This window comes from Synechococcus sp. MW101C3 (genome assembly GCF_002252635.1).
Taxonomy (GTDB): Bacteria; Cyanobacteriota; Cyanobacteriia; order PCC-6307; family Cyanobiaceae; genus MW101C3.
In genome coordinates this window covers 102717-116657 of sequence record NZ_NQKX01000009.1, presented here as the reverse complement: position 1 = coordinate 116657, position 13941 = coordinate 102717, and the positions used below count along the sequence as shown (strand labels likewise).

Annotated in this window: 10 protein-coding genes; 4 read left to right on the top strand and 6 right to left on the bottom strand. The window is 69.4% G+C overall.

Annotation, left to right across the window (positions count from 1 at the left end; genetic code table 11):
- Positions 1-8 precede the first annotated feature (8 nt).
- Together CJZ80_RS12520 and CJZ80_RS12515 are read right to left on the bottom strand one after the other, a co-directional pair.
- The gene (locus tag CJZ80_RS12520; protein ID WP_094513775.1) at positions 9-2546 is read right to left on the bottom strand and encodes a glycogen/starch/alpha-glucan phosphorylase; all 2538 of its coding nucleotides are present in this window, start codon (positions 2544-2546) and stop codon (positions 9-11) included.
- A 46-nt stretch (positions 2547-2592) separates the two neighbouring features.
- A complete protein-coding gene (locus CJZ80_RS12515; protein WP_094513772.1) occupies positions 2593-5046 on the bottom strand; it encodes a phosphoketolase in 2454 nt (817 codons plus the stop codon).
- Positions 5047-5452: 406 nt separating this feature from the next.
- Here CJZ80_RS12515 and CJZ80_RS12510 point away from each other — a divergent pair, with 406 nt between their 5' ends.
- A complete protein-coding gene (locus tag CJZ80_RS12510) occupies positions 5453-6748 on the top strand; it encodes a cation:proton antiporter (RefSeq protein WP_233133090.1) in 1296 nt (431 codons plus the stop codon).
- A 1-nt stretch (position 6749) separates the two neighbouring features.
- Here the strand turns inward: CJZ80_RS12510 and CJZ80_RS12505 are convergent, their stop codons facing one another.
- Positions 6750-7046, bottom strand: a complete 297-nt coding sequence (locus CJZ80_RS12505; protein ID WP_094513766.1) for a hypothetical protein — start codon at positions 7044-7046, stop codon at positions 6750-6752.
- Positions 7047-7147: 101 nt separating this feature from the next.
- Between CJZ80_RS12505 and CJZ80_RS12500 the strand changes: the two genes are divergently transcribed.
- On the top strand, positions 7148-8047 hold the full coding sequence (locus CJZ80_RS12500; RefSeq protein WP_094514009.1) for an alpha/beta fold hydrolase: 900 nt from the start codon (positions 7148-7150) through the stop codon (positions 8045-8047).
- Positions 8048-8050: 3 nt separating this feature from the next.
- Positions 8051-8944 carry a galactose mutarotase gene (locus CJZ80_RS12495; protein ID WP_094513762.1) on the top strand — a complete coding sequence of 298 codons (894 nt, stop codon included), beginning with the start codon at positions 8051-8053 and terminating at the stop codon, positions 8942-8944.
- Here CJZ80_RS12495 and CJZ80_RS12490 read toward each other — a convergent pair.
- Positions 8931-10136 (bottom strand): FAD-binding oxidoreductase, encoded by a 1206-nt coding sequence (locus tag CJZ80_RS12490; protein WP_094513758.1) that lies wholly within the window; start codon positions 10134-10136, stop codon positions 8931-8933. The genes CJZ80_RS12495 and CJZ80_RS12490 overlap by 14 nt on opposite strands.
- A gap of 14 nt (positions 10137-10150) precedes the next feature.
- Here CJZ80_RS12490 and CJZ80_RS12485 point away from each other — a divergent pair, with 14 nt between their 5' ends.
- Positions 10151-11533 carry a four-carbon acid sugar kinase family protein gene (locus CJZ80_RS12485; RefSeq protein ID WP_094513754.1) on the top strand — a complete coding sequence of 461 codons (1383 nt, stop codon included), beginning with the start codon at positions 10151-10153 and terminating at the stop codon, positions 11531-11533.
- A gap of 229 nt (positions 11534-11762) precedes the next feature.
- Here the strand turns inward: CJZ80_RS12485 and CJZ80_RS12480 are convergent, their stop codons facing one another.
- Positions 11763-12524 carry an amidohydrolase gene (locus CJZ80_RS12480; RefSeq protein WP_094513751.1) on the bottom strand — a complete coding sequence of 254 codons (762 nt, stop codon included), beginning with the start codon at positions 12522-12524 and terminating at the stop codon, positions 11763-11765.
- A gap of 60 nt (positions 12525-12584) precedes the next feature.
- Positions 12585-13937: a (Fe-S)-binding protein gene (locus CJZ80_RS12475; RefSeq protein WP_094513749.1), complete on the bottom strand. Its 1353-nt coding sequence runs from the start codon at positions 13935-13937 to the stop codon at positions 12585-12587.
- Positions 13938-13941 lie beyond the last annotated feature (4 nt).

The window sequence follows — 13941 nt, the reverse complement described above, 5'->3', positions numbered from 1 at the left end:
CCTCCGGCTCAGGGGGATTCGGCCCCTTCGATGGCGCAGCTGATCGTGATCGGAAAGGGCTTCACCTTCCAGATGCGTTCGGCGTACTCCCGGATCGAGCGGTCGGAGGAGAAGAAGCCGGTGCGTGCGGTGTTGAGCAGCGACATGCGGTTCCAGTGCTCCCGATCGGCCCAGGCGGCGCTGACCGCATCCTGGGCGCGCAGGTAATCGGTGAAATCAGCGAGCACATAGAAGGGATCGCGGCCGGTGAGGTTCTCCAGCAGCGGCTTGAACAGTTCGGTGTCGCCGTTGCTGAAATGGCCCTGCTCGATCAACCGCAGCGCTTCGGCCAGCTCCGGCATGCCGTTGATCCATTCCCACGGCCGGTAGCCCTCGCGGCGCAGGGCCTCGATGCCGTCGGTGGTGCGGCCGAATAGGAAGAAGTTCTCCTCGCCCACCTGTTCGCGGATCTCCACGTTGGCGCCATCGAGGGTGCCGATCGTGAGGGCGCCGTTCATGGCGAATTTCATGTTGCCGGTGCCGGAGGCTTCCAGGCCAGCGGTGGAGATCTGCTCGGAAAGATCGGAGGCGGGGTACACCCGCTCGCCCAGCTTCACGTTGTAATCGGCCAGGAAGATCACCCGCAGCCTCCCGTCCATGTCGGGGTCGGCATTGACCGTATCGGCGATGCCATTGAGGAAGCGGATGATCAGCTTGGCCATGTAATAGCCAGGGGCCGCCTTGCCGCCGAAGATCACCGTGCGCGGCGCCTGACCATCGGCCAGTCCGTGCTTGATGCGCAGGTACTGCACGATCACCTGCAGTGCATTGAGGTGCTGGCGTTTGTATTCGTGGATCCGCTTCACCTGCACATCGAACATCGTGGCGGGATCCACCAGCAGGCCCGTGGTCTGGTGCACGTAAGTGGTGAGCCGCCGCTTGACGGCCAGTTTCATCTGGCCCCAGCGCTCGAGGAAGGCGCTGTCGTGCTGGAAGCGTTCCAGTTCCCGCAGGAGATCGAGATCGCGCACCCAGTCGGCGCTGATCGTTTCATCCAGCAGGCTGCGCAGCAGCGGGTTTGAGAGGGCGATCCAGCGGCGGGGCGTCACGCCGTTGGTGACGTTGAGGAACTTCTCCGGCCAGATGGCGGCGTAATCGGGGAAGAGCTCGGTGCGCACCAGCTCGCTGTGCAGCGCCGCCACCCCGTTGACGTGATGGGAGCCCACGGTGGCCAGATTGGCCATGCGCACGGCCTTTTCGCCGTCCTCGGCAATGATCGACACCCGCCTCAGGATCTGATCGTTGCCGGGGTACTTCATGCGCACCGTCTGCAGGAAGCGCCGGTTGATCTCGAAGATCAGCTCCAGATGGCGCGGCAGCAGGCTGCTGAACAGATTGAGGCCCCACTTCTCCAGCGCCTCCGGCAGCAGGGTGTGGTTGGTGTAAGACAGCGAGCGGGTGGTGATGTCCCAGGCCTGATCCCACTCCAGGTGCTTCTCATCGATCAGCAGCCGCATCAGTTCGGCCACGGCGATCGACGGGTGGGTGTCATTGAGCTGCACGGCCCAGTGATCGGGGAACTCGCTGATCGGCAGCTGGCGGGCATCGAGGCTGCGCACCATGTCCTGCAGGGAGCAGCTCACGAAGAAGTGCTGCTGCTTGAGCCGTAGCCGGCGCCCCTCATCGGTGCCGTCGTTGGGGTAAAGCACCTTGGTGAGGTTCTCCGAGCCCACCTTCTCTTCCACGGCGCCGTAGTAATCGCCAATGTTGAAGGCGTAGAAGTCGAAGCTTTCCGAGGCTTCCGCCTTCCACAGCCGCAGCCGGTCGCAGGTGTTCACCTGGTAGCCCAGCACTGGCACGTCGTGGGGGATGCCGATCGCCTGCTGCGCCGGCACCCAGCGCACCCGCAGGCAGTTCTGCGCGTCGCGGTAGGTCTCGGTGTGACCGCCGAAGCCCACGGTGCAGGCCTGATCAGGCCGCGGCAGCTCCCAGGGCCAGCCGGTCTTGAGCCACTTGTCGGTGATCTCCACCTGCCAGCCGTCGCGGACCAGCTGATCGAAGATGCCGAACTCGTAGCGGATGCCGTAGCCGGTGGCCGGAATCTCCAGGCTGGCCAGGGATTCCAGGTAGCAGGCCGCCAGGCGGCCGAGGCCGCCGTTGCCCAGCCCCGGCTCCTCCTCCACCTCCAGCACCTCCTCCAGGCTCTCGATACCGAAGCGACGCATCGCCTCGGCTGCCTCGTCCTGGATGCCGAGCATCACCAGGTTGTTGCCGAGCTGGGGGCCGATCAGGAACTCGGCCGAAAGGTAGGCCACCACCCGCCGTGGCGAGGCCGAGATCGCCTCCACCCCTGCCAGATAACGCGTCATCAGCCGGTCCCGCACCGCGTAGCTGAGCGCCAGGTAGGCGTCGTGGCGGGTGGCGACCGGTGCCAGCTTGCCGAGTGTGTAGAAGAGGTGACCGGTGACGCTGTCGAACAGATCGTCCGCCGTGAGACCGCTGCGCTGGGGATCGGCATAGCAGCCGGGGGTGGGCAGCTGCAGCTGGCGGGCCTGGGTTTCGGTCATCGAGTGGGGCGGGTAAGGGGCGCGGGAGAGGAGAGAAGGCGCCGGTTCAGGCGCCGGGCGCTACTGACGGGGCCGGAAGGCTCCAGCGCCAGTTGGTCACCTCGGGGGTGTCCATGCCGTGGATGTGGGCGTAGGCGCGGTGCCGCAGGATTTCCTCCTTCATCCTCTCCTTGACGTGGGCGGCCCGTGATCCCAGCGAGGGCACCCGGTCGATCACGTCGATCACCAGATTGAAGCGGTCGATCTGGTTGTTCATCGCCAGTTCCAGCGGTGTGTTGATGTTGCCCTTCTCCTTGTAGCCCCGCACGTGCATGTTGCCGTGGTTGCTGCGGTGATAGGTGAGCCGGTGAATCAGCCAGGGATAGCCGTGGAAGTTGAACAGCACGGGCTTGTCCGTTGTGAACAGGCTGTCGAAGTCGCGGTCGGAGAGCCCGTGCGGGTGCTCGCTGGGCTTGGTGAGGGCGAACAGCTTCACCACATTGATCACGCGGATCTTGAGAGTGGGAATCTGATGGCGCAGGATCTCCACCGCCGCCAGCGTTTCCTTGCTGGGGATGTCACCGGCGCAGGCCATCACCACATCAGGTTCATCCGGTGCGGTGCCGTCATCGTCGTTGCTGGCCCAGGAGACGATGCCGATCCCCTTGGCCACATGGCGCCGCGCCTGCTCCAGGGTGAAGTACTGCAGGTGCTTCTGTTTGTCGGAGACGATCACGTTGCAGACGTTGGGCTCCAGGAACGCCTCCTCCGCCACCGCCAACAGGCAGTTGGCATCGGCCGGCAGATACACCCGCACCACCTCACCGCTCTTGTTGCCGGCCAGGTCGATGAAGCCGGGATCCTGGTGGGTGAAGCCGTTGTGATCCTGGCGCCACACGGTGGAGGAGATCAGGCAGTTCCAGGGGGCGATCGGCGCCCGCCAGGGGGCGTGGTGAATGCACGATTCCAGCCACTTGGCGTGCTGGTTGAACATCGAGGCGATCACATGGGCGAAGGCCTCGTAGGTGTGGAACAGGCCATTTCGGCCGGTGAGCAGGTAGCCCTCCATCATTCCCACCAGGGTGTGCTCCGAGAGCATCTCCACCACCCGGCCGTTGCGGGCTAGTTCGCTGCCGCCGCTGTCTTCCGGAAGGATGTCCTCCATCCACACCTTCTTGCTCACCTCGTAGATCGCCTGCAGTCGGTTGGAGGCGGTCTCGTCGGGGCCGAACACGCGCATGCTGTCCGGGTTGCGGGCGATGGTGTCGCGCAGCAGCTCGCCCAGCGGCGCCGTGTTCTCATGCTCCCGCTGACCGGGGTGATCCACCGGCACCTCGTAGGCCTCCATCGGCGGCAGGCGCAGCTTGCGGCGCAGCAGACCGCCATTGGCATGGGGGCTGGAGCCCATGCGCCGCTGGCCCGTGGGAGAGAGGGCCCTGAGTTCGGCCATCAAGGTGCCGCCTTCATCGAACAGCTCCTCAGGCCGATAGCTGCGCAGCCAGCTCTCCAGCATCTGCAGCTGCTCGGGGTCCTTGTTGGGGGCCGGCAGGGGCACCTGGTGCGACCGCCAGAAGCCTTCCAGCTTCTTGCCGTTCAGCTCGGTGGGGCCGGTCCAGCCCTTGGGAGAGCGCAGCACGATCATTGGCCAGGCGGGCCGGAACGCTTCGCCGCTCTGGCGCGCCTGGGCGCGGGCGCTGAGGATCTGGTCCACCGCCTCATCCATGGCGGCGGCCATCGCCTGGTGCATGGCCGCCGGCTCATGCCCTTCCACGAACAAGGGCGTCCAGCCGTAGCCGCGCATCAGGCTTTCCAGCTCGTCGCGGCTGATGCGGGCCAGCAGCGTGGGGTTGGCGATCTTGTAGCCGTTGAGGTGCAGCACCGGCAGCACGGCGCCATCGCTGATCGGGTTGAGGAACTTGTTGATGTGCCAGGAGGTGGCCAGCGGGCCGGTTTCGGCCTCGCCATCCCCCACGCAGGCCAGGGCGATCAGCTCGGGGTTGTCGAAGACGGCGCCGCAGGCGTGCGAGAGCACGTAGCCGAGCTCGCCGCCCTCGTGGATCGAGCCGGGGGTTTCCGGGGTGCAGTGGCTGCCGATGTGGCCGGGAAAGGAGAACTGCTTGAAGAAGCTGCGCAGCCCTTGGGCGTCCTGGGACTTGTCGGGATAGATCTCGCTGTAGCTGCCGTCGAGGTAGGTGGGGCCCAGCACGCCGGGGGCGCCATGGCCTGGCCCCGACAGGTAGATCATCTCCAGATCGTGGGCGCGGATCAGGCGGTTGGCGTGGGCCCAGATGAACGCCTGGCCCGGGCTGGAGCCCCAGTGCCCCAGCAGCCGGTTCTTGATGTGCTCGTGCTTGAGCGGCTCGCGCAGCAGCGGGTTGGCCTGCAGATAGATCATCCCCACCGCCAGATAGTTGGCGGCGCGCCACCAGGCATCCAGCCGCTGCAGTTCGACGGCATCAAGCGGGGCCTGGGTCCCTGTCCCCTGGGTCTGGCCAGCGCTGCTGGCCGAGGTGATCGTCATGGGAGCGGGTGGCGAAGGGCGGAGATGGGGCTCGGGGCGCACCCGGAACCGTAGGCACGGTGCGGCGCCAGGACGGTCGGCTGCAGCACGCGGGTCGTCCCGACTCAGGGACAGGCTGTTCAAGCACCGCCGTGGCCGCAAGGCCGCTCGCCCCTGGATGGGCGTTCCCTCACCCCCGCGCTGCCGCCGGGGCCGCCGCTGCGCTCGCCCTTCGCGCCTTCGCCCAGGCGCACTCCCACCGCCCCCTTGCGGGGCCGAACGCTGCAATCCGTCGGGTTCGACACATGTCAGATCAGCAGGATTCCCATTAAGGTCCAACGCAATTTGCTGCTCCCCGCCGGGGAACGACCTCCACCCAATGATCTCGTCTGTCCCTCAGTTGTTGCTCCAGATGGGCTCCCATGAGATGGAGGTGGCTTCCACCTTGATCTCGGTTGGGCGGATCCTGCTGATCTTCGTAGCGGCCCGTGCGCTCGCCGAAGTGATGGTGCGATTGCAGCTGCCCACGATCCTCGGGGAGCTGCTGGCCGGTGTGCTGATCGGATTCTCCGGCCTCCATTTCATCCTTCCCCCCGAAACCGGTGCGCAGCTGAACAGCACGCTGCTGAATCTGGTCAGCTCACTGTCGGATGTCACTCCCGACGTGGTGCAGTCGATCTACAACTCCACGTTCCCGAATCTGGAATCGCTCGCCACGCTCGGCCTGTTCGCGCTGTTGTTCCTCACCGGCCTCGAGAGTGAACTCGATGAGCTGGTGGCGGTGGGCCTGCAGGCCAGCACCGTGGCCGTGACCGGCGTGGTGGTGCCCTTCGCGCTCGGCACGCTCGGCCTTCTCTATATCTTCCATCTGCCATTGATCCCGGCGGTGTTCGCGGGTGCGGCGATGACCGCCACCAGCATCGGCATCACGGCGAGTGTGTTCGGCGAACTCAAATATCTGCGCACCAAGGAAGGTCAGATCGTGATCGGCGCCGCCGTGCTCGACGACATCCTCGGCATCGTGATCCTGGCGGTGGTGGTGGCCCTGGCCGGTGGCGGCGCTCTGGAGATCGGCCCGATCATCAAGCTGCTGGTGGCCGCGGCGGTGTTCGTGGCGGCGTCCCTGTTCCTCAGCCGCACGGCTGCCCCCCTGTTTGACTGGGTTCTGGATCAGCTCAAGGCCCCCGGTGAAGTGGTGGTGGCGTCCTTCGTGGTGCTCTGCCTCTGCTGCTTCGCGGCCCAGGCCATCGGCCTCGAAGCGGCCCTCGGTGCCTTCGCCGCCGGCCTGATCCTGAGCAGCTCGAAGCACACCCATCTGATCCAGGACACGGTGAAGCCGCTGGTGGCCCTGTTCGCCACCATCTTCTTCGTGCTGATCGGCACGAGCATGGATCTCTCGGTGCTCAATCCGCTCGACCCCAGCAACCGCGAAGGCCTGGTGGTGGCCGCCTTCCTGCTCACCGTGGCGATCCTCGGCAAGCTGGTGTCCGGCTGGAGCTACCTCAGCAAGGAGAAAACCAACCGGCTGGTGGTGGGTCTGGGGATGATGCCCCGCGGCGAAGTGGGCCTGATCTTCCTCGGCCTCGGCACCCAGGCCAAGCTGCTCAACCCTGCGCTGGAGGCCGCCATCCTGATCATGGTGATCGGCACCACCTTCCTGGCACCGCTGCTGCTGCGCCTGGTGCTCGGAGGCAAGGAAGCGCCGGCCGAACAGCCGGCCTGACTCACTCGGAATCGCGGCGGCTGGCCAGCCCCCAGAAGGCTCCGGCCAGCACCGCCATCAGCCCGAGGCTGGCCGCCCAGCTCGGGCTGAGCGCCCAGCTCAGGCCCAGCTGGGTGATTCCCCCCACAACCAGGGCCAGCAGCAGGCTGCTCACCACCAGGGCCAGCTGGCGCAGGCCTTCGTTCAGCGGCCCGTCGGCCAGTGCTTCCTCGAAGCGCGCCAGCGGCACCGTCAGCGGCAGGTAGAGCGCCAGCGCCCACAGCGCCCCCCCCGACAGCAGGCTGGACCAGTCGCGCACGGAGCGGGCCGCTCAAACTGCTCCCTAGCATCGGCCACCGAGGCAGGCTTCCGGTGATCCCTTCAAGCGCAGCACCCAGCGCAGAGCCCGGCACCGCCGTGGTGCCGGCTACCCCTTCCCCCGCCCTTCCCTGCGCGCAGCCCTGGACTTACCTGGGCCATGCCGTGCACGCGGTGCGGGCCGCCCCCGCAGAGCCGGTGGGGCCGGCCTTCCTGCTGGTGCACGGCTTCGGTGCTTCCACCGACCACTGGCGCTACAACATTCCGGCCCTGGCGGCACGGCACGAGGTGCATGCCATCGACCTGCTGGGCTTCGGCCGCAGTGCCAAGCCCGGCGAGCTGCGTTATGGCGGGGCCCTCTGGCGCGACCAGCTGGCCGCCTACGTGCACGAACGCATCGGCCGCCCCACCGTGCTGGTGGGCAACTCCCTCGGCGGCTTTGCCGTGCTGGCCGCCGGTGTGGCGCTGGGCCCCGACGCCGCCGGTGTGGTGCTGATCAATGCGGCCGGCCCCTTCAGCGACGAGCAGGCGCCTCCCCAGGGCTGGGGGGCGATCGCGCGGCGCACGATCGGGGGAGCGCTGCTGCGCAGCCCGGTGCTACAGCGGCTGCTGTTCGAAAACCTGCGCCGCCGCTCCACGATCCGCCGCACCCTCCATCAGGTGTACATCGATCGCACCAACGTCGATGAGGCGCTGGTGGAATCGATCCTGCGCCCCTCACGCGACCCGGGCGCTTTCGGGGTGTTCCGCACCGTGTTCGACATCCCGAGCGGTCAGCCGCTCGATGAGCTGTTCGCCGCCCTCACCGCCCCGCTCCTCCTGCTCTGGGGCATCCGCGACCCCTGGATCAATGCCGTGGGCCGCCGCGCCGCCTTCCAGCGCCACGCCCCCGCCGGCACCGCCGAGGTGGTGCTCGACGCCGGCCATTGCCCCCACGATGAGGTGCCCGATCAGGTGAACGCCGCCCTGCTGGAGTGGGTGGCCGGCCTGCCGAGCGCCTGAGCCATGCCCCTCCTGCAACGAACCCTTCCCTATCCCCACTGGGAGTACAGCGCTCCGGGCAACTCCGATGCTCCGGGCAGCCCCGACCTGCTGCGCCTGGTGCCTGAGCGGGGCGGCCTGCTCACCGGCTGGCGTTGCAATGGCCGCGAGCTGCTGTATCTCGATGCGGAGCGTTTTGCCGATCCCGCCCTCTCGGTGCGGGGGGGAATGCCGGTGCTGTTTCCGATCTGCGGCAACCTGCCGGGCGATCAGTTGCCGTTGCCGGAGGGCAGCTTCACCCTGCGTCAGCACGGCTTCGCCCGGGATCTGCCCTGGCAGCTGCGCGCCCTGCCCCAGGAGGCGGGGGTGGAACTCGAGCTGCGCGACAGCCCTGCCACCCTGGCGGCCTTTCCGTTCCCTTTCTGCCTGCGGCTGCAGCTGCGCCTTGAGCCTGCTGCCCTGGCGATCACGGCGGTGCTGGAGAACAGCGGCCGGCGGCCGCTGCCCTTCAGCTTCGGCCTGCACCCCTACTTCAATGTGTCGGCGCTGCCGGCGCCAGACAGCGGCAACGCCGCGGTGCACCTGGAAGGGCTGCCGGAGCGCTGCTTCAACCATCAGCTGATGGCGGAGGCGGACACCGCCGCCACACTCGCGCCGCTGGCCGCTGGGGTGGACCTGCTGGCGCGGCCCGAGGGGCCGGTGCGGCTGGTGGATCCGGATGCCGGGCTGGCGCTGGAGCTGCAACCCTTCGCCCCCTTTGACCTGGCCGTGGTGTGGACCGATCCGCCCCGGCCGATGGTGTGCCTGGAGCCCTGGACCGGCCCACGCGGCGCACTGGTGAGCGGCGACCGGCGGCTGGAGGTGGCAGCCGGCGCGAGCTGCACGCTGCAGAGTCGCTACGTGCTCAGGCCGCTCTGACGCCCGGCAGGCGCCCGCGGGCCAGTTGCTGCCTTGGGTCGAACTGGCGCTTGACCGCCTGGATCATCGCCACGGCAGGGGCGTCCTCCCAGGCGGGCACGGTGCTGCCGCTGGGTTGCTGCAGCACCGTGAGCTGGCCGCCCAGCTCCTGGCAGCGGCGCCGCAGTGCTTCCACCCGGTAGGCCGGCAGGGCCGCCGCCGCCGACCACGCGTAGCCGAGGCCGCTGCCGGCCCCCAGGGCCAGCGGCAGGCCGGCGACGGAGCGATCCGCCAGCAGCGCCGCGGTGTGGCTGGGCAGCACACCCGGCCGCAGCAGCCAGAGCGGCTCGTCTGCGCCGGATACCGGTTGCGGCTGCTGGCCGCCGAGCCCCAGCACGCGCAGGGCCTCCAGCCGTTCGGGATCGAGCGGCAGCCCCTTGAGTGCGTGGCTGTCGGCCTGGGCGCGCAGGGTGACGAGCTGGTCGTCCAGGGCCTCGCTGCTCACACTGGCCAGGGCCAGCAGCAGGGCGGGCTGGGCTTCGGCTCCGGCCTGCTCCGCCAGGGCACTGCTCCACCAGTCGATCAGTTCGGGGGTGAGGCTGGAGCGCAGCAGCCACTGGCGCAGGCGCTCCAGCCCCTCCAGCGGCCCCTGCACCAGCAGCCCGCGCCGTTGCGGCGGCAGCGGGAAGGTGCGCAGGGTGAGTTCGGTGATCAGGCCGAGCGCGCCCCAGCTGCCCGTGAACAGGCGCATCAGGTCGTAGCCGGCCACGTTCTTCACCACCCGGCCGCCGGCGTGGGCGGCCACACCATCGGCGCGCAGCAGGCCGATGCCGATCACCTGATCGCGCACACCCAGGTAGCGCTGGCGCAGGCCGCCGCCGAGCCCCCGAGCCACCAGCCCGCCCACGCTGCCGGCCCCTTCGCCGTTGGCGCCTGTGCCCCAGGGCCAGTCGACGGCGAGCCACTGGTTGCGCGCGCGCAGGGCCTCCTGCAGCTCACGCAGCGGCAGCCCAGCCTCCACGGTCACGGTGAAATCGCCGCTGGCGTGGTCGAGCAGGCGGTTCAGGCGCGCCACGCTCAGCACCGTGTCGGTGTGCCGCACCGGCGGCCCCCAGCCCAGGCGGCTGCCCGTGCCGGCAGGCAGCCACGGTGTGCCGGCGGCATGCAGCTGCCGCACGAGGTCGGGCAGCTCGTGGGACGCGGGAGTGATCACGGCACGATGGTGCCATGGCCGCCCCGCCCCCCCCACCCGCATCCCCGTTCAAGGTGGTCGTTTTCGACGACGATCCCACCGGTTCGCAGACGGTGCATGGCTGCCTGCTGCTGCTCCGCTGGGATCCGGACACCCTGCTGAGCGCCCTGCGCGACCCGTCGCCGCTGCTGTTCCTGCTCACCGACACCCGTGCCCTGGAGCCGGAGCCGGCGGCCGATCGGGTGCGCCAGATCTGCCGGGCGCTGCGGCCGGCGCTGGCGGCGGCCGGCATCGATCGCTGGCTGGTGGTGAGCCGTGGCGACTCCACCCTGCGGGGGCACACGCCGCTGGAGGCGGAGCTGATCGCCGCGGAGCTGGGCCCCTTCGACGCCACCCTGCTGGTGCCCGCCTTCCTGGAAGGGGGGCGCACCACGGTGGGGGGCTGCCATCTGCTGCACGGCGAGCCGGTGCATCGCACACCCTTCGCCCGTGATCGCCGCTTCGGCTACGGCACCAGCGTGCTGCGTGACTGGCTGGCCGAGAAGAGCGGCGGGCGGCTGCTGGCCGCGGCGGTGCAGCAGATCGGCCTGGACGAACTGGTGCCGGCCGGCCGTGAGGTGTTGATCCAGCGGTTGCGCGGGCTGTCGGGTAACCCCTGGGTGGTGGTGGATGCGGAGCGTCCGCAGCAGCTGCAGGTGCTGGGAGAGGCGGTGCGCGCCGTGGTGCAGCCCCCGGCGGGCCAACGGCCGCTGCGGCTGCTGTTCCAGTCGGCCGCCAGCCTGCTGAACGCCCTGGTGGACTTGCCGCCGCAGCCCCTGAACCCGGCGGCCCTGGCCGGCCTGCGCCGGCGCGCGGCCTCGGGCCCCCTGCCGGGGCTGGTGCTGGTGGGATCGCACGTGCCGCTGGCCGATGCCCAGTTGGAGCGGTTGCTGGCGGCGCCGGGTTGCGTAGGCGTGGAGATCCCGGTGGCCCGTGTGGCGCGGGTGCTGGAAGGCCCCCTGCCCGACCATTTGCTGCCCTCACTGGAAGCGGCCTGGCTGGCACAGCTGCGCGCCGTGCTGGCCAGCGGCCGCACCCCGGTGCTGTTCACCAGCCGGGGGGAGCTGGTCTGCCGCCATGCCGAGGAGCGGCGGCGGCTGGGCCTGGCCCTGGCGGCGGCGATGGCCCGGCTGGGGGGCGCGCTGGCGCCGCAGCTGGGGTACCTGATCAGCAAGGGGGGCATCACCAGCCAGACCCTGCTGGCCGAAGGGCTGGGCCTCAGCCAGGTGCGGCTGGAGGGTCAGCTGCTGCCTGGGCTGTCGATGCTGCGCACGGGCGCGGAGCACGAAACCGCGCCGCTGCTGCCGGTGCTCACCTTTCCCGGCAATCTGGGCCAGGCGGACACGCTGCGGCAGGCCTGGGAGCAGATGGAGCAGTGATCGCCTGCATCACCAGCTGCCGCCTGCCGCGCATCGGCGGCCACCTCCGCTGACGCCAGGTTCAGCAGGGCGTTGGCGACGGCCAGCAGACGGGCAGCAGGGGGCACTGGCTTGGGGAGCGGGCTCCCTGGCCATGTTGTGCCAGGAACCAGGAACCAGGAAGCCTGAAGGTTGCTGTTTGGAACCCGGGTGTGGTGTTTGGCGCTGAGGTGCTGAGGTGAGGCTGAGTTCAGACCGATGGCGCCGGCAGCCGGTAGAAGGAGGCCGCATTGCTCCACAGGGCCTTCTGTGCTGCCGGCTCGCCCAGGGTGTCGATCAGCAGAGTGAGGTCGCTGGGGTGGAACGGCCGCGGCGCCCGCGTGGACGGCAGGTCGGTGCCGAACATCAGGGCCTGGGGATTGGCGGCGTGCAGGGCGCCCAGGGCCTCGGCCACCGGCAGCTCCACCCGGGAGAAGCCGCTGGCTTTCACGCGCACGCCCTGCTCGGCGAGCTGCAGCAGCGTGGCAAAGCCGTCGCGCGAGAGGCCGAGGTGATCGATGCTCACCGCCGGCAGCCGCCGCAGCAACGGCTGCAGGGCCGCCAGCTCACGCGACTCCACATACAGCTCCACAGGCCAGCCCACCAGCGCATGCAGGCGCAGCGCCAGCGCCTCCAGGTGCTGCACGCGTTCTGAGCCCCCACGCCGCAGGTTGAAGCGCACGGCCCGCACGCCCCTGGCGTTGAGCGCGAGGATCTCCGCATCGGTGGCCTGGGCCGACAGCTGGATCACACCCACGAAGCCAGGGCCCAGTTGCTGCAGGGCACTGAGCAGATGGCGTTGACCGAAACCCTGGAAGGAGCCTGATACCACCGCCCCTGCCGTGATTCCCAGGACCTCGGTGCTGCGGCGGTAGTCGGCGACGGTGAAGGGCTCGGGCAGAAAGCCGTGGTTCGGCAGCAGCGGAAAGGCTGGATCGATGATGTGGAAGTGAGCATCGAAGCGGTGGTGCATCACGCTCCGCGTCGTGTTGGTGCCTGGCGCTCCGCTGCGCCGTTCCCTGCTTCTGGCCGCTCAAGCCGGCCGGTCGGATCCGCCATCCAGGCTCATGGCCAGCAGCTGCACCGGATGCAGCACCGCCAGCGGCCGCGGCGCGCTCTCCATATGCTGCCGGATCTGCAGCGTGCAGCCGATGTTGGCGCTCACCGCCAGGTCGGCGCCGGTGCTGCTCAGGTCGGTGGCTTTGAGGCGGCCCAGCTCGGCGGCTTCCACGGGTTGCACCAGGTTGTAGATACCGGCGCTGCCGCAGCACACCCCCGCTTCTGTGGCCTCCAGCAGCCGCAGGTGAGGGATCTGGCGCAGCAGCGCCCGGGGCTGTTCGCGCAGCCCCTGGCCGTGCAGCATGTGGCAGGCATCGTGATAAGCGAGCCGCAGCGGACGCTCGGCGCTGGCGCGGCTGCCGTCGCTGTGGCGCAGCGGCTGCAACCGCTGGCGCACCGCTTCGCTCAACCCCACCCGGTGCAGGAATTCCTGGATGTCCGCCACACGGCCCCCGAAGGCGCTGCCGCGCGCGGCCCAGGCCGGATCACCGGCCAGCAGGCGGCCGTAGGCCTTGAGCGTGTGGCCACAGCCGGAGGCCGCCACCAGCACCGCATCGAGCGGTTCGGCGCCCGCCGGCTTGCCCGGGCCGATCACGGCGTCGAAGGCGTCGATCAAGGCTGCGGCCAGGGCATGGGTCTGGGCCTCTTCCCCCTGGTGGTGGGTGACGGCGCCGCAGCAGCCCTGGGCCGGCGGGATCACCACCTCGATGCCGTTGGCGCTCAGCACCTGCACCGCCGCCCGGTTCACGGCCGGCTCGAACAACCGCTGCACGCAGCCCAGCACGAGGCCCACGCGGTAGCGCCGCTCGCCCCGGGCCGGGGTTACCAGCGGCAGCGGATCGGTGAACGACTCCTCGGCCAGCGGCGGCAGCAGCCGCTCCATCGCCGCCAGCCCGGGCCCGAACAGGCGGGTGAGGCCGCTGCGCCGGGCCAGCCGTTGCAGCGGTGTGCCGGCATAGAGCCGCAGCGGCTGCAGTACGGCCCGGAGCCGCTGGGGATAGGGCAGCAACTGGAACAGCAGCCTGCGGAAGGCCCACTGGCTGCCGCTGCGCAGCTCCAGGGCGTTGAGTTTCGGGCGGGTGGCCTCGATCAGTTCGTCGTAGCGGACACCGGCCGGGCAGGCGCTCACGCAGGCGAGGCAGCCCAGGCAGGAATCGAAGTGGCTCGCCACGGTGGCATCCAGCGCCAGCTCACCGGCATTGATCGCCTTGAGCATGTGGATACGCCCCCGCGGTGAATCCATCTCCGTGCCCAGCACCCGGTAGCTGGCGCAGGTGGGCAGGCAGAAACCGCAGTGGATGCAGGGATCGGTGACTGGAGAAGGCATGGCA